Annotated in this window: 21 protein-coding genes; 5 read left to right on the top strand and 16 right to left on the bottom strand. The window is 67.1% G+C overall.

The genetic code is table 11. The features are described from left to right. The first annotated feature begins 24 nt into the window (after positions 1-24). Positions 25-480 carry a hypothetical protein gene (locus tag PJB24_RS02115; protein WP_273842165.1) on the top strand — a complete coding sequence of 152 codons (456 nt, stop codon included), beginning with the start codon at positions 25-27 and terminating at the stop codon, positions 478-480. A 7-nt stretch (positions 481-487) separates the two neighbouring features. Here PJB24_RS02115 and PJB24_RS02110 read toward each other — a convergent pair whose 3' ends face one another. Next, positions 488-784 carry a hypothetical protein gene (locus PJB24_RS02110; protein WP_273842163.1) on the bottom strand — a complete coding sequence of 99 codons (297 nt, stop codon included), beginning with the start codon at positions 782-784 and terminating at the stop codon, positions 488-490. A 121-nt stretch (positions 785-905) separates the two neighbouring features. Here PJB24_RS02110 and PJB24_RS02105 point away from each other — a divergent pair, with 121 nt between their 5' ends. Beyond that, positions 906-1490 (top strand): hypothetical protein, encoded by a 585-nt coding sequence (locus tag PJB24_RS02105; RefSeq protein ID WP_273842162.1) that lies wholly within the window; start codon positions 906-908, stop codon positions 1488-1490. 31 nt (positions 1491-1521) lie between these two features. On the opposite strand, the gene mutM is transcribed toward PJB24_RS02105, so the two are convergent. From mutM to PJB24_RS02080, 5 genes are all read right to left on the bottom strand, one after another. Then, positions 1522-2337, bottom strand: a complete 816-nt coding sequence (gene mutM, locus PJB24_RS02100; RefSeq protein ID WP_273842161.1) for a bifunctional DNA-formamidopyrimidine glycosylase/DNA-(apurinic or apyrimidinic site) lyase — start codon at positions 2335-2337, stop codon at positions 1522-1524. Next, on the bottom strand, positions 2337-3167 hold the full coding sequence (locus PJB24_RS02095) for a Cof-type HAD-IIB family hydrolase (RefSeq protein WP_273842160.1): 831 nt from the start codon (positions 3165-3167) through the stop codon (positions 2337-2339). The genes mutM and PJB24_RS02095 overlap by 1 nt, the downstream gene beginning before the upstream one ends. A 95-nt stretch (positions 3168-3262) precedes the next feature. Then, positions 3263-3604, bottom strand: a complete 342-nt coding sequence (locus PJB24_RS02090; protein ID WP_273842159.1) for a hypothetical protein — start codon at positions 3602-3604, stop codon at positions 3263-3265. A 19-nt stretch (positions 3605-3623) separates the two neighbouring features. Beyond that, on the bottom strand, positions 3624-4913 hold the full coding sequence (locus tag PJB24_RS02085) for an arsenic transporter (RefSeq protein WP_420541869.1): 1290 nt from the start codon (positions 4911-4913) through the stop codon (positions 3624-3626). Positions 4914-5025: 112 nt separating this feature from the next. Further along, the gene (locus PJB24_RS02080) at positions 5026-5388 is read right to left on the bottom strand and encodes an ArsR/SmtB family transcription factor (RefSeq protein WP_273842156.1); all 363 of its coding nucleotides are present in this window, start codon (positions 5386-5388) and stop codon (positions 5026-5028) included. Between the two features lie 92 nt (positions 5389-5480). Between PJB24_RS02080 and PJB24_RS02075 the strand changes: the two genes are divergently transcribed. Beyond that, a complete protein-coding gene (locus PJB24_RS02075; RefSeq protein ID WP_273842154.1) occupies positions 5481-5903 on the top strand; it encodes an arsenate reductase ArsC in 423 nt (140 codons plus the stop codon). 1 nt (position 5904) lies between these two features. Here the strand turns inward: PJB24_RS02075 and murQ are convergent, their stop codons facing one another. From murQ to PJB24_RS02045, 6 genes are all read right to left on the bottom strand, one after another. Then, a complete protein-coding gene (gene murQ, locus PJB24_RS02070; RefSeq protein WP_273842152.1) occupies positions 5905-6807 on the bottom strand; it encodes an N-acetylmuramic acid 6-phosphate etherase in 903 nt (300 codons plus the stop codon). A gap of 77 nt (positions 6808-6884) precedes the next feature. Further along, entirely contained in the window at positions 6885-7286 is a 402-nt protein-coding gene (locus PJB24_RS02065; protein ID WP_273842150.1) for a PTS sugar transporter subunit IIA, read from the bottom strand. After that, positions 7286-8053: an SIS domain-containing protein gene (locus PJB24_RS02060; RefSeq protein ID WP_273842148.1), complete on the bottom strand. Its 768-nt coding sequence runs from the start codon at positions 8051-8053 to the stop codon at positions 7286-7288. Before PJB24_RS02060 ends, PJB24_RS02065 begins: the two co-directional genes overlap by 1 nt. Beyond that, positions 8053-8541: a PTS sugar transporter subunit IIB gene (locus PJB24_RS02055; RefSeq protein WP_273842145.1), complete on the bottom strand. Its 489-nt coding sequence runs from the start codon at positions 8539-8541 to the stop codon at positions 8053-8055. The genes PJB24_RS02060 and PJB24_RS02055 overlap by 1 nt, the downstream gene beginning before the upstream one ends. Before the next feature lie 30 nt (positions 8542-8571). Continuing rightward, positions 8572-10161 (bottom strand): PTS system mannose/fructose/sorbose family transporter subunit IID, encoded by a 1590-nt coding sequence (locus PJB24_RS02050; protein ID WP_273842144.1) that lies wholly within the window; start codon positions 10159-10161, stop codon positions 8572-8574. Positions 10162-10207: 46 nt separating this feature from the next. After that, entirely contained in the window at positions 10208-12013 is a 1806-nt protein-coding gene (locus PJB24_RS02045) for a glycoside hydrolase family 3 protein (protein ID WP_273842140.1), read from the bottom strand. A gap of 129 nt (positions 12014-12142) precedes the next feature. Here PJB24_RS02045 and PJB24_RS02040 point away from each other — a divergent pair, with 129 nt between their 5' ends. Beyond that, entirely contained in the window at positions 12143-12895 is a 753-nt protein-coding gene (locus PJB24_RS02040; RefSeq protein ID WP_273842138.1) for a GntR family transcriptional regulator, read from the top strand. Between the two features lie 80 nt (positions 12896-12975). Then, the gene (locus PJB24_RS02035; RefSeq protein ID WP_337958997.1) at positions 12976-14010 is read left to right on the top strand and encodes a serine hydrolase domain-containing protein; all 1035 of its coding nucleotides are present in this window, start codon (positions 12976-12978) and stop codon (positions 14008-14010) included. On the opposite strand, the gene nagA is transcribed toward PJB24_RS02035, so the two are convergent. From nagA to PJB24_RS02015, 4 genes are all read right to left on the bottom strand, one after another. After that, a complete protein-coding gene (gene nagA / locus PJB24_RS02030; protein ID WP_273842136.1) occupies positions 13995-15122 on the bottom strand; it encodes an N-acetylglucosamine-6-phosphate deacetylase in 1128 nt (375 codons plus the stop codon). The two genes, PJB24_RS02035 and nagA, sit on opposite strands and share 16 nt — an antisense overlap. Then, the gene (gene nagB, locus PJB24_RS02025; protein ID WP_273842134.1) at positions 15119-15877 is read right to left on the bottom strand and encodes a glucosamine-6-phosphate deaminase; all 759 of its coding nucleotides are present in this window, start codon (positions 15875-15877) and stop codon (positions 15119-15121) included. The genes nagA and nagB overlap by 4 nt, the downstream gene beginning before the upstream one ends. Before the next feature lie 130 nt (positions 15878-16007). Continuing rightward, on the bottom strand, positions 16008-16211 hold the full coding sequence (locus PJB24_RS02020) for a hypothetical protein (RefSeq protein WP_273842132.1): 204 nt from the start codon (positions 16209-16211) through the stop codon (positions 16008-16010). Positions 16212-16575: 364 nt separating this feature from the next. After that, entirely contained in the window at positions 16576-17133 is a 558-nt protein-coding gene (locus PJB24_RS02015) for a PadR family transcriptional regulator (protein WP_273842130.1), read from the bottom strand. Positions 17134-17180: the final 47 nt, after the last annotated feature.

The following is a 17180-nucleotide window of genomic DNA, read 5'->3' as shown; positions in this document are numbered from 1 at the left end:
AGGATAGACAGGGAGGTTCCTGCGTTGTTCGGAAGGACGAGCCGCATCGAGAAACTCAAGAACCAGGCCGAAGACACATCCTTCGACCTGCTGGGCTCATTCGAGTCCCTCTACGAAGAGGTCCGACCGTTCGTCGAGAGGCTGCTCTACGACGACGATCTCAGGAACAATATCCGCACCCTGATAGATTCCGGGCGCAGGATCTACGACGAGGTCTCCGGGCAGAGCCCGACCGAGGTCGTCTCGCGGCTCTGGGACGACGACAAGCTCAGGCGGGAGGTGGAGGCCGCCGTGGCTGCAGCCGAGGCCGGAAGCCGCCGCATACGGGGGGAAAAGGTGAGGGACGGCGGGAGTTCCTCCGGCAAGATCCTTTTCGTCCTGGCCGCCGCGACCGGCGTGCTGTTCCTCAACCCCAAGACCGGCCCCGCGGCGAGGCGGTTCGCCCGGGAGGCATACTCCTCACTGGCCTCCCGCAGCTGAGGGGAGGTCAGGGGCCAAACCCGGGGAGCTCGAGGAAGGGATAGATCCTGCGGGCTTCTTCATCGAAGATGCGGGCTTTCTCCGGGATCCCGGCCGAGAACGAGGCCCGCAGCTCGAAAAGCGCCTCCAGCGCGTCTTCCCTGGCCCGGACGGCGCGGTTGGAGGCGCTCTCGCTGGGGGTACCGGAGCGAAAGAGTCGCTCCGCTCTCTCGCTCAAACGTTGCGCACGCTCGAAGACGGCGGGGTTCCTCTCGTGGCACTCGAGGATCACACGCTCCGCCCCGGCCCGGTATTCTTCGTACACCTCCGCTCCCGGGCCCCCGGATCTGCGCGGCAAGATACGCTGCAACCTTTGAAGGAGCGGACCGGGTGAGAACGGGAAAGCTCCCCCGAACCGGCGCAAGGTCATCAAGCTCTCTCTTCTCATGGCACGTATATTAAACTCTGTCGTCCTGCTGGGAGTAATCTGTCTTGCAACCTCGACGCTCGCCGCGGGCTGCGCCGCATCCTCAGGCGCCGGTAGAATCCTCTCGCAGGCCAGCACGAGCATAGAGGAGCACAACAGGCTCCTGGACAGAGCCCACGCGACCTACGGCCGGGCACGGCGCGAGATCGAAGCCGGCAAGGCCTCCTCCGGTGACGCCCGACGCAGGCTGCGGGAGGCCGGGCACCTCGTGTTCAGGGCCCGGGGGAGGCTCTCGGAAGCGAGGGACAAGCTGAAGCAGGTGAGCGGGATGGATGTGGCTCCGGCGGTGAGGGACTATGCAGCACTGCTTGCGAGGGCAACGGGCGTGCAGCTCAGGGCGGAAGGTGATGAGGCGAAATATTACCGGATGCTCGAGAAGAACACGAGCTCCGGCAAGGATAGCGAGAGCGCGCTCAGGCTGGTCTTGCGAGCCAACGCCGAGTACCGCAGGGCGAGGACCCTCTACCATCGGGCACAGAGGATCGCCGCCTCACATCCCCGTCTCATCCCGGGCGGCACCAACCGCCGTGCCGGAATCAGGTGAAGCCTCACACGACATACCCCATCCCACCGCATCATAGCGGCTGGCAGGAGGGGCAGACGTAGGTGCCCCTTCCCGCGACCCGGAGCTTCACGATCTCCATGCCGCACGCGTAGCAGCCCTCGCCCACCCGGGTGAAGACCCTGAGCTCGTGCTGGTAGCGGCCGCTCTCCCCGAAGGCGTCGTGGTAGGAGTCGAAGGTCGTACCCCGAAGCTCTATCGCGCGGGCGAGTATCCTGCGGGTGGCTTCGAAGATCTTGCGCACCTCGCCGGGATCCAGCGTGTTCGCCTTGCGCGCGGGGTGGACGCCGGCGGCGTAAAGCACTTCGTCGGCGTAGATGTTGCCGAGCCCGGCGATGACCGACTGGTCGAGCAGGAGGCTCTTGACCGTCGCGCGTCGGCGGAGGGCCTCCTGCAGGTACTCCGGGGTGAATCCTTCGGAGAAAGGGTCGGGGCCGAGGCGTGAGATGAGGGGGTGACGCTCCACGTCCTCCGGCGGGTAGAGGTCGAAGTACCCGAGCCAGAGCTTCGTGAACCCGAGCACGGGACCACCCTCGAACTCGACCACCGCGGTATGGATCCTGTCGGGGACACGCCAGCCTGGAAGCCGCAGCACCCGTCCGGAGATCACCAGGTGCACCACCCCGACGAGATCTCCGAAGTCCAGAAGGATCATCTTCCCCCGCCGCCCGGTCGTACGCAGCGTCCTGCCGGCGAGCACCTTTCCGAACCTCTCCACCCCGACGTTGGTGACGTCGTCCCTGAAGGCCGCCGCCCGCGTGACCCTCTTCCCGGCGGCGAGGGTGCGGATGTCCTCGGAGATGACCGTGACCTCGGGCAGCTCGGGCACTAGATGAGCTCCTCCAGGAAACGCGCGACCCCGTCCTCGCCGACCGGGGGCACCACCACGTCGGCCGCCGCCCGGACCTCCCCGGTCATCCCCCCGACCGCGACCCCGAGCCCGGCGAAGCGCAGCATGTCCACGTCGTTGTCTGCGTCCCCGAAAGCCGCGACGCGCGAGGGCTCGATCCCGAAACACCGGCAGAGGTAACCGAGGGCCGCGGCCTTCGTCCCCTCTGGGTTGCCGAGCTCCACGTAGTGTGGCAGGCTGCGGGTGACGAAGAGCTCTCCGGAGAGCGCATCCCGCGCCTCTCCGAGCCAGCGCTCCACCTCCTCCGGGCCGTCGACGAAGACGAGCTTGAGCGGCCTCTCGCCACTCTGTACGAGCCAGGAGGAGAGATCCTCGACGACCTCCACGTTCGGCTCGTCGCGGCGGCGCATGTAGCGCACCACGGCCGGGGTCTCGGGGCCGGTCACGATCCTGCCGTCGAGGAAGACGCGGGCGTGAAGACCTCTTTCGGCTGCCCACCTCAGGGCATCAAGTGCAGACCCGGTGGGCACAGTGCGCAGAAGCAGGGTCTCCGAGGCGTCCATCCGCCGCACCATCGAGCCACCGTAGCAGATGATAGGCTCGTGCTCGTCCAGACCGAGCCTGGCCGCATGCTCGCTGGCCCCCTCGAAGTGGCGCCCGGTGGCGACGATGACCCTCACCCCCGCCTCCCGCAACCTGCCCACGACGCTGACGGTACGGTCCGTGATCTCGAGGTCCCGCCTGAGCACGGTTCCGTCCAGATCGAAGGCCACCAGGTCGAAGGGCAGGGGATCTCTTGCGACGGCCAACCTGACACGACTCCTTCCAGGTTCTAACGGAAGTAAGGCCAAAGGATCATACCGTAGACGGCTGCCTCCGTTCAATCTCGGGGAAGGCTGCGGTTCTACGGACGGGACCCGGTCTGCTCCCCAGCCAAACGCCCGGGAAGACCCGCGCCGCCAACGGACCCGTAGCGCACGCGGTGGGTCAGGAGCAATCCCGTGTAGACTCTGCCCCCACGCGGTCCCGCGAGGCCCGGGGTGGCCTCGAGCCTGCTCTCGGCGGTGTGGCTGAAGGACACGAGGAAGTGGTCCGGATGCTCTCCGGCCCACCGGGCGACCGCACGTCCCAGCTCTTCGATGGTGCCCGCCTCGAAGACGATCGCACAGGGCCCCGCCTCCGCGCAGCCGCCTTTGCCGTCCGTACGCTCGCACACGGGCGTAACGAGATCTCTGCGTTGCTTCATCCCTTTCCCATACCTCCTCTCATGTGAAGAGTTTCAGCCAGAGCGCCAGGGCGGAGAGCGTCACGAAGAGGACCGGCAGGGTGATCCTGATCCCCACCTTGAAGTAGTATCCCCAGCCCACTTTCACACCTTTGCGCTGCAGAACGTGCAGCCAGAGGAGCGTGGCGAGGCTGCCTATGGGTGTGATCTTGGGTCCCAGGTCGCAGCCGATGACGTTGGCGTAGACCATGGCCTCCTTCGCGAGGCCCGCCACCGGGACGGAGTTTATCGAGAGAGCCCCTATCATCACCGTGGGCATGTTGTTCATGATCGAGGAGAGGAAAGCCGTCGTAAATCCGGTCCCCAGAGCCGTCGCCCAAACCCCTCCTCCGGAGAAGAACCAGAAGAGATTCTTGAGGTAGCCGGTGAGCCCGGCGTCGTTGAGACCGAAGACCACTATATACATCCCCAGCGAGAACACGACTATCTGCCAGGGGGCCTCGCGCACCACCCTGCGGGTAGGGATGATCTTCTTGCGCTCGGCGATGAGGAGCAAAGCGATGGCTCCCGCCCCGGCCGTCACGCTCACCGGCACCCCCAGAGGATCCCCGAGGAAGTACCCGAGGAGCAGCAAAACCAGAACCCACCAGCCAGCCCTGAAAGTCAGCGGGTCTCTTATCGCCTCCGCAGGACGCCTGAGTTGCTCCACATCGTAACGCCCCGGCACGTCCCTGCGGTAAAAGAGGAAGAGCACCGCGAGGCTCGCCAGGATCGAGGCGAAGTCCACCACCACCATCACGCTCGCATACCGCCCGAACCCGATGTCGAAGAAGTCGGCGGAGACGATGTTGACCAGGTTGGAGACGACCAACGGAAGGCTCGCGGTGTCGGCGATGAACCCGGTCGCCATCACGAAGGCCAGGGTCGATCCAGCACCGAACCCCAACGCCAGAAGCATCGCTATCACGATCGGCGTGAGGATCAGAGCAGCCCCATCGTTGGCGAAGAGCGCGGCGATGGCCGCCCCGAGCAGGACGATCAGGGCGAACAGCCGGTATCCGCTGCCCCTCCCCCACCGCGCAACGTGCAGCGCAGCCCACTCGAAGAACCCGGCTTCATCCAGAACGAGGCTTATCAGGATCACCGCCACGAACGCCAGCGTGGCGTTCCAGACGATCCCGATCACCTCGGGTACGTCCGAGAGCGAGACCACCCCCGTGGCCAGCGCCGCAAGCGCCCCCGCAGAGGCACTCCATCCTATCCCGATCCCCCTCGGTTGCCAGATGACGAGCACCAGCGTCCCGATGAATATGATCAGCGCCAGAAACAAACCTACCCCCTCTCTTCTACACACGCCGGAGCGCCGCGCTCCTGCAAATAAGATCAATCTACGTTGAACTATCGGGTATGGAAGAGCAGCATCCCCTGCTTGCGTGTACCGCTCAGCCGGCGCTGGCGGCGTGGGGACCGCAGTTGGGCTGCCTGGGTCGGATGCGCTGCGGGTCGAAGAAGCTGCCGAAGAGCTCGTTCAACTCTTCGAGCGCCTCCCGGTTCACGGAGTAGTAGACCCAGCGGGCATCGGTGGGGTCCCGCTCCACCTCCACCAGACCCGCCCGGCGCAAGACACCGAGGTGGTGGCTGATGAGGTTCGGCGCCATCTCCAGCGCATCCCCGATCTCGCAGTTGCACTGCACACCCTGCATCAACAGGTCGAAGATCCTCAACCGCCTGGGATCGGCCAGTACCTTCAACCACGCGGCAACGGCCTCCGGACTCTCTCGCCGCGAAGCCGGCTCGGTTGTCATCTCCCCCATCCTTCCATATACTTCGTTTTCAGTTGATTCAATTTTCTTTGAAATTTATAGTCTCGTCATCCGGGAGTGTCAAGGAGGTAGCGATGAAGAAGAAGCGAGCTCTGTTCGTGTGCACCCACAACTCGGCGCGCAGCCAGATGGCCGAGGGGTTTCTACGGCATCTGGCGGGGGAGAGGTTCGAGGCCATGAGCGCGGGGACGGAGGCCACGGAGGTGAGGCCGGAGGCGGTGGAGGTGATGCGGGAGGTCGGGGTGGACATCTCGCGCCAGGAGTCGAAGACGCTGGAGCGCTATCTCGGAGAGCCCTTCGACTACGTGATAACCGTCTGCGATCAGGCGAACGAGGCGTGTCCGGTCTTTCCGGGGGCCGGGAAGCTGCTGCACTGGTCCTTCCCGGACCCTTCCGCGGCGCGGGGTGGTGAGGAGGAGAGGCTTGCGGTCTTTCGGGAGGTGCGGGACAGGATCCGGGAGCGCATCGAGCGGGAGCTTCTCGCTTCCGAGGGGTGAGTCAGGAGGTGCGGTGTCTCTCGACGGCGCGCCGCACCATCCCGCAGGACTCCCGCAGGAGAGCAGCCGCCTCCTCCCGGCCGACATCGCAGAGCGCCATCACGACGGCAAGCTTGGCCGATCCGTCCGCCTCGCGCAGGAGCCTTCCGGCCTCTTCGTCTGAGACGCCCGCGGCCTCTCCGACGATCCTGCGGGCCCGGCGGCGCAGCTTTTCGTTGGTCGCCTGCACGTCGACCATCAGGTTCTCATACACCCTCCCGAGCCTGACGAAGGAGGCCGTGGAGAGCATGTTGAGGACCATCTTCTGCGCCGTACCCGCCTTGAGGCGGGTGGAGCCGGTGAGGATCTCGGGTCCGGTCACGACCTCTATACCAACATCCGCGGCTCTGCCGAGCTCCGAGCCGGGGACGCAGCTTATACCCACCGTGGCGCAGCCGGCCTCCGCGGCCCGGCGCACCGCGGCCACCGTGTAGGGGGTGCTCCCGCTCGCGGCCACCCCGACCACGACGTCGCGCCTGGAAAGCCCGATCTCATCGAGGTCCCGCCCGGCGGCCTCCACATCGTCCTCGGCGCCCTCGATGGGGTGCAGCAGGGCCTGCTCCCCGCCTGCGAGGAGCGCCACCACACGCTCCGGGTCCACCCCGAAGGTCGGGGGGAGCTCGGCGGCGTCGAGCGCGGCGAGGCGTCCGCTCGTCCCGGCCCCGACGTAGACCCAGCGCCCGCCCCGCCGCCAGCTTCCGACCAAAAGCTCCACGGCCCGTGCTATCTGGGGCAGCGCCCGCGCGACCGCCCCGGGCACCGTGCGGTCGGCTTCGTTCATCAGGCGCAGCACGGCAGAGGTGTCGAGGGCGTCGAGGTGGGTGCTCTCCGGGTTGCGGCGCTCGGTCTCGGGGAGATCGCTCAAATCATTCCCCTTCCGGGATTCCGGCTCCGGCCGAAAAGGAGGACGCCCCTCTTTGCACATCCGGCCCCGGACGACACTCAGCCTCCCTGGTCCCGGATCATGTCCGTTACGTCGAGCACCCCATCCCGGCCGGCTTCGAGCGCCACCCTCGCCGCGCCGTCGAGCGTCTCTCCTTCCTCGACGAGGAGCAACTCGACGAGCATCGGCAGGTTCACCCCGGAGACGACCCGGAGGTTGCGTTCGAGGGCGATGCGGGCGCAGACGTTCGAGGGTGTCCCGCCGGGGAGGTCGACGAGAAAGAGCACCTCCCCGCCGAGCCGCTCCACCTCGGCAAGCACCTTCTCGCGCAGCGCGTCCGGGCCCTCCTCCATACCGAAGCCCACCGCCGCGGCGCGCTCGGGCTCGCCCGCGATCAGGGCGGCGCTCTCGAGCAGCGAGGCGGAGAGACCTCCGTGGGCCACAACTACCAGACCGACCATCAGCGGTAGAAGCGGCTTCGCGGGCGGTAGCGGTCGAGGAGCGTCTCGTTGCGCTCCTCGACGCCGGGGAGGTTCTGCGAGACGAAGACCGGGGGCTCGGCCCCCGAGGCGGCCCTGAGGCAGGCCACCTCGACCGCGAGCGCGTTCAGCAGCGCCGCCCCGACCACGGTGGAGAGCGGTCCGGCCCGCAGGCCGTCGGCGCCGTCGCCGAGCACACCGGAGAGCTCCACGGCAGCGTCGCCGGGCGGGACGTGGGTGTCTATCGTCACGTCGGCGAGCTCGAAGAGCTTGCGTCCGGAGGGGTGGCGGCTCTCCACGCTCCGGCTGTGGGCGAGCGAGGTGATCGCGACGATGCCGAGCCCCCGCTCGCGGGCGCCGAGCGCCATCTCGACCGGCACGGCGTTTATCCCGGAGTTGGAGAAGATGACCATCGCCTCCCCCTCGCGCACCTCCTCACCCGAGAGCAGGACCTCCGCGTAGCCCTCCAGACGCTCCAGCGCGGAGGCGCGGCTTCCGCCGAAGGCCGTCAGGTTGGGGTCCAGGATGGGGTTTACCGGGACGAGACCCCCGGCGCGCCAGAAGGCCTCCTCGACCAGAAGGTGCGAGTGGCCGGTTCCGAAGACGTGGATCACGCGGTCCGGCTCCCCCTCCAGGGAGTCCGCGAGGAGCCGGGCCGCCTGCACGAGGCTGGGTCTTTCGCATTCGATCTCCTGGTGCGCCCGGCGCACGCGGGAGAGGTAGGCCTCGATGCCGGTTCCGGGATGCATCAGCCGGCGACCCCCGGCAGGTACTCCATGAAGCTCTTGAAGCCCTCCTCGGGCATCATGCGGGCCGTCATCCGCACGCCCCGGCGGTCCAGCTCGCGGAACGCCTCCACATCCTCCGGGGTGACCGAGACCGAGCGCTTGACCTGCTTCGAGCCCTCGCGGTGGCTCATGTTGCCGACGTTGATCTCTTCGATCTGCACCCCGGAGTCCAGAAGCCGGATCACGTCCGCGGGACGTTTGACGATGAGGAAGGTGCGTCTGCGCGAGGCCTCACCGTTCTTCAGGGACTCCGCCGCCTCCTCCACGGTCACGATCTCGGTCTTCACCCCGCTCGGGGCGGAGAGGGGGAGGAGCATCTTCTGCATCTCGTCGGCGGCGACCTCGTCGTTGGCGACCAGGATGAGGTCGGCCCCCACCTCCCGCGTCCAGCGCACGGTCACCTGACCGTGGATCAGACGCTCGTCGATGCGCACGTGTCTTATGGGCATACTTCTTCCTGCCTCCCTTTCGCTGCCATCTCAGCCAGGATACTTCAGGATGCCAGCGACCGAGAGCACCACCCCCAGCACCAAGAGCCCGAGTATCGCCCACGTCGGCCTGACCCTGCGCGAGAGCGCGAAGTAGACCAGCGCGACGATGAGCACCGGGACCAGCGCCGGGAGGATGTTGTCGAGCTGGTCCTGCAGGTTGAGCTTGACCCTCCCGGAGTGGAAGACGTAGGCGACTTTGGTGTTGATTATCGTCGGGATCAGACCGCCGACGACTGCGAGCCCCAGGATGGAGGCGGCGTCGGTGAGGCGGCGGAGCATGCCCCCGGCGAGCTGCCCCACGAGCCGCACCCCCCGTCGGTAGGCCGCGACGAAGCTCCACCACCGGAAGGCGGTGAAGAAGATGATCGTGTACAGGAACACGATCACCGGCCCGACGATGCTCCCTTTGAGCGCCAGGCTGGCCCCGACGCTGAAGACGATCGTGTTGCAGATCGCGAAGAAGAACGAGTCGCCGATCCCGGCGAAAGGTCCCATCATGCCGGTCTTGAGCCCGGTCACGCTCCGCTCGGGGAACCCGGGCTCCTCGTTCTTCTCTTCCACCGCGATGTTCGCCCCGAGTATGGGAGCGGCCATGAGCGGGTTGGTGTTGAAGAACTGCAGGTGGGTGGTGAGCGCCTGTCGGCGCACCCCCTCATCGGGGTAGAGCTTCTCCATGACCGGGGAGATGACGTGCGCGTAGCCGAGCCCCTGCATCCGCTCGTAGTTCCACCCGGACTGGAACCACAGCAGGTATCTCAGGAAGACCCGCCGCAGATCTCGCCGCGTGATCCTGCCCTCCGCCGCGGGCTCTTCCTCCGCAGCGGCCGCCACGTTCGCCGCCTCCTCACCACCGGCGTACCGGTAGACGAGCGCGGCCATCGCGAGCCCGAGCAGCGCGACGCCGACCAGGTTGACCTTGAGGTAGGCGGCGACGATGAACCCTACGACGAGAAAAGGCCAGTACTGCCGCAGTGGGAGCAGCCGGAGGAGCATCGCGATACCCAAAGCCGGAAGGATCCCGCCCGCCGTCTGCAGCCCGTCGAGCAGCCACTGCGGGCTCTCGTTCACCGCGGCCTTCACCGGCCCGGACCCGAGCCAGACACCGAAGAAGATCGGGATAGCCCGGCTCAGCCCCCAGGAGAGGGTGCCGAGCATGTTCATAAGCCCGACGCGCCTGAGATCCACGCTCTTCACGTAGGCGTCGGCCCGGTGCTGGAAGAAGAGGTTCGCCATCCGCGCCAGGATGTCCAGCTGGGTCAGAAGCAGCGCTATCGGAACGGCGAGTCCGATCGCCGCCTGCGGGCTCAAACTGGCCTGGCTCGCAAAATATGTGCCCAGGATGGCCCCGGAGGCGTAGTCCGGGATCGAAGCTCCCCCGTAGGTGTAGACTCCCAGGGCCGCAAGCTCGAGCGTCGCCCCTATCGCGAGCCCGGTCTTGAGATCCCCGACCAGGATGCCGGTCACGGTCCCGGTCATGAGCGGCCTGCCGAACTGGAAGAAGAGCAGGTTCAGGTTCTCCCAGATGCTGAAGAACCCGAAGGCCGCAAGGATTATCGCCATTACTATGGTGCCGTCCATCTCCTCCTAACCTCCGCCTCGCCGGACGCGTTCCTTCGCCATCTCCCTATCTCCCCGTATAGTGCAGCCCCCAGCCAAAGGGGTAGAGAACCCTGTGAGGCTTGCTCGCCGACCCTATCGTCACCGGGAGCCTCCCGGAGGGGTCGATCTCGCCGAAGAGCACCCGCACGAGCGCACTCTCGGAGACCGCCCGGTAGCCGTAGGCAGCGACGTAGACCGGAGCCCGCCTGAAGTACGCTATGTCGTAGGGATTGCCCAAAGCGGCGACCACGACGGGCCTCCCCGTCCCGAGGAGAGCTTTCACGAGCTCCTGCTGCTGCGGGTAGAACTCCGCATTGTTCGTAGCTACAATTACAATGTCGCTCTTTCTCGCCTCTGCCCTCGCCTTCTGTATCTGGGCGTCGGTGGGCTCGTAACCCGTGGCGAGCGTCGTGGTCTTGAGGCCGCGCTCGCGGACCTGATGCGAGAGGGTCGAGAGGCTCCCGGTCGCCGGGTCGCTCCACCCGACGACGAACGTGCGCTCGCCGCTGTTCTTCGCGAGCGGCAGCAGGTTATTTTCGTTCTTGACCAGCGTAATCGTCCGGTTCGCTATCCTCGCAGCTTCTCTGAGATGCTGCGGCGTCCCGACCTTCTCGCTCACCCGGTTCACGTTCACGTAGGGGTCTTTGAAGAGACCGAGTTTGTACTTGAGAAGCAGGATACGGAGGACGGAGCGGTCTATCCTCTGCTCGCTGATCTTCCCCCTCTTTACGGCGCTCACTACCGAGTCGATCGCCTCTTTGAGATTCGTGGGCATGAGGAGCTGGTCGTCTCCGGCCTTTATGGCCATGATGGGAATGCGCGACTGGTCGTAGCCGGCGAGCGCCCCGGCGCTAAGGGCATCGGTCACGACGACGCCGTCGTATCCCAGCTTCTCACGCAGGATGCCGGTGACGATGGGGCGGCTCAGGCTCGCCGGCAGGCGGGACGCATCCAGCGCGGGGGCGATGATGTGCGCCGCCATGATCGAGTCTATCCCCGAGCTGACAGCGGCACGGAAGGGCGGCAGATCGGTCCGGAAGATCCGACGCCGGCTCTGGTGGGTGACCGCCACACCGTTGTCGGTATTGATCGTGGTGTCCCCGAGCCCGGGGAAGTGCTTGGCGGTCGCCGCGACCCTTCCGTTCTCCTGGTACCCTGCGACCTGCGCCCGGGTCATCCGCGAGACCAGCGCCGGCCGATCTCCGAAGGAGCGCACCCCGTCGGCCTGGTTCAAAGGGTTGGTGTTGACGTCCACCACCGGCGCGTAGTCCTGGTTTATCCCCATAGCCCGGAGCTCCTCGCCGGTTATGGCCGCAGCCACCCTCGCATCCCGGACGCTGCGCGTCGCTCCGAGCGCCATGTTGCCCGGGAACTGGGTCGCCGGAGGCCCGACCCGCCTTACCAGCCCCTGTTCCTGGTCGGTCCCGATGAGCAGCGGCACGCGGGCTCCGCTACCCACCGCCGCCCGCTGCAACCCGTTGGAGAGGCGGGCGATCTGACGCGGGTTGTTCTCGTTGTCGGTCCAGTTGAAGTAGATGATCCCACCGAGATGATACCTCCGGACGAGCTGCGCCCCGTTGTCCACCCCGTAGAGCTTGCGGTTCTGCCGCACCGCCTGCGGGTCCTCCGTCCTAGAGCTCGACCCGTAGACGTAGGTGACGAACAGCTGTCCCACCTTCTCCCTCAGGCTCATCCCCGACACCACCTGACGCAGATGAGCCCTCTCACCCCCGGCAGACCAGTCCTTCCCAGACGCCACCAGCGGCCCCGCGAGACACCCGCAGGCCACCACGAGCGCCGCCGCGAATATGTAGACCAGCCTTCTCCCCACTCCTCTCACTTCAACTACCCCCACTCTCATTATGATGTATAGACCACATTATAGATAAGGGGCTGTACACGAGCAATACCGGGAGGTGGTTCGCATGTACAATGGTCCGTACCGCAAGAGGAGGTGGAGGTGAGGATAGACAAGAGCAGTCCGATCCCGAAGTACCATCAGCTCAAGGAGATCATAAGGGAGATGGTGGAGCAGGAAGAGCTGAAGGAGGGGGAGATGATCCCCTCTGAGCGGGAGCTGTGCGAGAGGTTCGGGATCAGCCGTATGACCGTGCGTCAGGCGGTGATGGAGCTGGTCAACGAGGGGGTACTCTACCGGGAGCAGGGGCGCGGGACGTTCGTGGCGGCGCGCAAGGTGCAGCAGCCGACGGCGAGGCTGACGAGCTTCACCCAGGACATGCGCGAGAGAGGAATGGAGCCCTCAAGCGAGGTGTTGGAGGTGGAGGTGGAGGGAGCAGGGCCCCTGGCAGCACGGAGGCTCGGGGTGGAGGAGGGGGAGCGGGTCATAAGGCTCAGGAGGCTCAGGCTCGCCGACGGAGAACCGATGGCGCTCGAGACGAGCCACCTCCTCTACGAGGTTGCGAAGGGGGTTCTGGGGAGGGACCTCGCCGGGCGCTCGCTCTACGAGGAGCTGAGCGCGGCGGGGGTTGAGATCTCACGCGCCGAGCAGAGCTACGAGGCGGTGCCGGTGAGCGAGGAGGAGGCGGCCCTCCTCGGGGTCGAACCGGGGAGTGCGGCGCTCCTGATCGAGAGGGTCACCTACGATGCGGGAGGGAGGCCCTTCGAGTACGTCAGGAGCACCTACCGGGGGGACCGCTACAGGATCACCGCCACCCTCACCCCGGGAGACAGGGTCTGGAGGCCGCCGCACTGAGGCTCCGCCACGCGGCGCCGGAGGAGGTCGGGGTCGCACCGGACGCGGCGGCCGGGATATGCCGGGCGGCGAGGCGCGGTGTGGAGATCTCGCGCTACCCCGGCGCGGTGGTGCTCGCTGCAAAAGACGGCCTGATATTCATCCATCGCGCTTTCGGACACGCCGTCCTCTACCGCGACCGGCGGAGGCTGCTCCCCGAGGATGAGCGCGTCCCGATGCAGGAGGACACCATCTTCGACCTCGCCTCCCTCACCAAGCTCTTCACCGCCATGGCCGCGGTGCAGCTCGCCGAGCGCGGCCACCTCGACCTCGACGAGCCGGTGGCAGGATACCTCCCGCGCCTCTCCGGGAGGGGGAAGGAGAGGATCACGCCGCGCCACCTCCTCACCCACACCTCCGGGCTTCCCGCGCTGGTCGACCTGGAGGAGCTTTCCACCCACGAAGAGCGGGTATCCGCGGTCTACGGGGTGCCGCTTCTCGCAAAGCCCGGCACCCGCCACCTCTACGGGGACCCGAACATGATCCTGGCGGGCTGGCTCGTCGAGCGCGTCTCGGGGATGCCGCTCGATAACTACGTCAGGGCGAACATCACCGCGCAGCTCGGCATGACCGACACCTTCTATAACCCACCGGAGAGCATGCGCCCACGCATCGCCGCCACCGAGTACAAACCGGACCGCGGGATGGTGCGCGGCATCGCGCACGACGAGAACGCCCACGCCCTCGGGGGCGTGGCGGGGCACGCCGGGCTCTTCTCCACGGCCCGGGACCTTGCGGCGCTGGCGCAGTCTCTGCTCGACGGCGGCGGAGGCATCCTGAAGGAGAGCTCGGTGCGGGAGATGCTCTCCGACCAGACACCGCACCTCCCCGGCTGCGCCCAGGGGCTCGGGTTCGAGCTCGACCGGGAGTGGTACATGGACGACCTCGCCTCCCCGCAGACGGCGGGGCACACCGGCTTCACCGGGACCTCGCTCGTCATCGACCCGAGGCGCCGCGCGTTCGTCATCCTGCTCACCAACCGGGTGCATCCCACCCGTGAGGGGGAGAGCATCAACCCGCAGCGGCGGGCGGTGGCGCGGGCTCTGCTGGAGGCTGTGGATCAGGGGCTGCCGTAGCGCAGCGCGCCGCCCTTCCAGACCGCGACGACCTCGAGCTCCGGCGAGAGAGCCACGATGTCCGCGTCGGCTCCGGGAGAGAGCACGCCTTTCCCGCGCGCGCCGACGAGCCGGGCGGGGGTGGTGGAGGCCATCATTACCGCCTCGGGGAGGGTACATCCGGTGAACGTGATTATGTTCCTGAGCGCCTCGTCCATCGTGAGCACGCTCCCCGCAAGCGTCCCGTCCGCGAGCTCCGGCACCCCGTCGCGCAGGTAGACCCGCCGGCCCGCAAGGGTGTACTCCCCCTCCCCCATCCCGGCGGCGGAGATGGCGTCGGTGATGAGCGCCATCCTCCGCGGACCGAGCTTCGCGCAGACGAGGTCGAGAACGTCCGGGTGGACGTGCCGCCCGTCGGCGATGATGGTGCACACCACCCGCGCGTTGGAGATTGCGGCCCCCGGCAGCCCGGGACGCCGGTGGTGCAGCGGGCTCATCGTGTTGAACAGGTGTGTCGCACCGCGCGCTCCGAGGTCGAAGGCCCTCCGGGCCGTCTCGTAGTCCGCGTCCGAGTGCCCCAAAGAGACCGTAACCCCACGCTCCACGGCGAGCTCCACGAGAGCGTCGGCCCCGGGAAGCTCCGGTGCGAGCGTGATCAGCCGCACCGGGGCCGCCTCGAGCATCTCCGAGAGGGCCGCCGCATCGGGGGCCGAGAGGTTCTCCTCCGGGTGCGCCCCCCGCTTCTGCGGGTTCAAAAACGGTCCTTCCAGGTGCACCCCGAGCGGCTCCGCCCCATCCCTCCCGAGGGTGAGCCGGGAGAGGAGCGCGGCATACTCCCCGAGCGGCCGTGAGACCACCGTCGGGAGGTAGGAGGTCGTCCCGGTGGGAAGGAGCTTCGCAGAGAGCTCCCCGAGCCTCTCCGGCTCTGTCGCGACGTCCACCCCGAAGGCACCGTTGACCTGCAGGTCCACGAAGCCGGGCACGAGAAAACAATCGGGAACCTCTACCGTCTCGTCGGCCTCGAACGGCCCTCCTCCCAACGCCCGGATGACGCCGCCCTCGACGAGCGCCCAGGCGTCCTCGAGCACCTTCCTCCCGGAGACGACCCGCCCGCGGAGGGCCAGCGTGCTCAAGCGACCCTTCTCCGCAACGAAGAGGCGGCCTCGCGGTCGAGCAGGAAGAGCGCCCGCGGGTGCTTCTGCAGCATCGAGGCCGGAACCTCCTCGGTGACCGGACCCTTCAGCGCCTCCGCGACCGCTCCGGCCTTGTTCTTGCCGGACGCGAGGAGCACTATCTCCCTCGACCCGAAGATCGTGCGCATCCCGACCGTGATCGCCTGCTCTGGCACCGCTCCCTCGCTGAAATCCCCCGCATTCGCCCGACGGGTGGAGCGGGAGAGCTCGACGACGCGGGTGCGCGAGGCGAAAGAGGAACCCGGCTCGTTGAACCCTATGTGCCCGTTGCGTCCGATCCCGAGCACACACAGATCCACCCCCCCGGATTCCCGGATCCCCACCTCGTACCGCTCGCACTCATCTTCCGGGTCTCCCGCCGTCCCGTCCGGAACGTGCACCCTCCCTGGATCCACATCCACCAGCCCGAAGAGGTTCCTCCACATGTACTCGTGGTAGCTCGCCGGATGCCCCGCCGGAAGCCCCAGATACTCGTCCAGGTTGAAGAACGTCGCCCTCGCGAACGAAAGCCCCTCCTCCCGATGCATCTTCACCAGTTCCCCGTACATCCCGAGCGGCGTCGAACCCGTGGGAAGGAGCATCACCGCCTCAGGATTCTCCCGCAGCCGCGCCGCCACCACCCGCGCCGCCGCCCGGCTCATCGCCCCGTAGTCCTCGACGACCTCCACCCGTACACTGTACTCCGTACTGGACATGACATCTAGATGATAGTTTGACGTTGTGCGGCATTCAACCCCGCTGCCCGGATCCGCGGCCGGCCTGCCAGGCCGCTGCCAGAAAGAGCACTCCGCCGAGCAGGAACCACGGGTCCCAGAGCACCAGGTGTCAGAAGGCGGCTGGCGAGTGCATGGAGGGGGGTGTGCCGATGACGCTGGCGGCCATAAGCCCACGGACGAGCAGGTTCGCGCCGCCGTAGAGGGCGAGCAGCGCCCCCGCGACCCAGGTGAAGACAAGCAGCGGTCGGCGGAGCCTCGCCGGGCTCCACGGCTGGACGAGCGCCAGCACGGCGAGCCCGGCGAGGGCCTTCAAGGCGCCGGTCGCTCACACGAGCGCAGTGAAGTACGGGGCGCCGGAGGACGCCACGATCCCGGGACTCAAGGTGCCTGTGGCCGCGGTCCCTCCGGGGGCCCAGTAGAAGCTCGCGCCGGCGAACACGAGTGCCCACGCGCACGCCGTGCAGGCTGGATACGCCGCCAGTTTCGACCGCGGAACGTGGTATCGGCGCAAATGACGAACCCTGATCAAGCGACGATTATTTGGCGCCAGCCGGACCGGGACCCGTCCGCTCCACCATCCCACGCCGGCAACAAGGGCGTGGCAGGTGGTGAGCCGGGGGGAGGTGGTGCAGCTGGCGATCCCGGCGGCAAACCACCTCAACACCCGTCGTACCTTCCTACTCGCCCGCCAGAACCCGGTACAGCTGCCGACGGGTCTCCGTCAGGAGACGTCGTGCTTCGGCTACCTGCTCACCGGAGCCCGCCTGCACCACCTGCATCGCGGCCACAGCCACCTGCTCGACGAGCCCGCGCATTTCAAGAAACTCCTCGCTGAAGTTCTTGCTCGCCGCCTCCCAAGGCGCACCAAGCTCCTCTCGATGCCCGGCCACATACCTCCGCCCCTCCTCCGTGAGATGTACGACTTTTCGCCCCTCCTCCTGTTCGATCCTGACAAGCCCCTCATCCTCGAGCTGCTGCAGAGCCGGATATACCGATCCCGGACTCGGCCGCCACATCCCCCCGCTACGCTCTGTGATCTCCCGGATGATCTGATACCCGTGCATCGGCCGCTCCTCCAGCAACACCAGGATCGCAGCCCTCACCTCCCCCTGGCCCATCCTCCTGTGGCCACCCTCGAACATCCTCCCGGGAAAATCCCTGAACGGACCCCCTCCGCCGGTCCCGAACGGCCCAGGGAAGAATCCCCCGCCACCACGCATGCCCCTCGCAGCCATCGCTTTCTCCTCTTGATTCATAGACATATCTTTGCATTATAAGATAT

It is taken from the genome of Rubrobacter calidifluminis (genome assembly GCF_028617075.1).
Lineage (GTDB): Bacteria > Actinomycetota > Rubrobacteria > Rubrobacterales > Rubrobacteraceae > Rubrobacter_E > Rubrobacter_E calidifluminis.
Note: the sequence above shows the minus strand (reverse complement) of the source record. Positions and strands in the feature narration are given on the sequence as shown.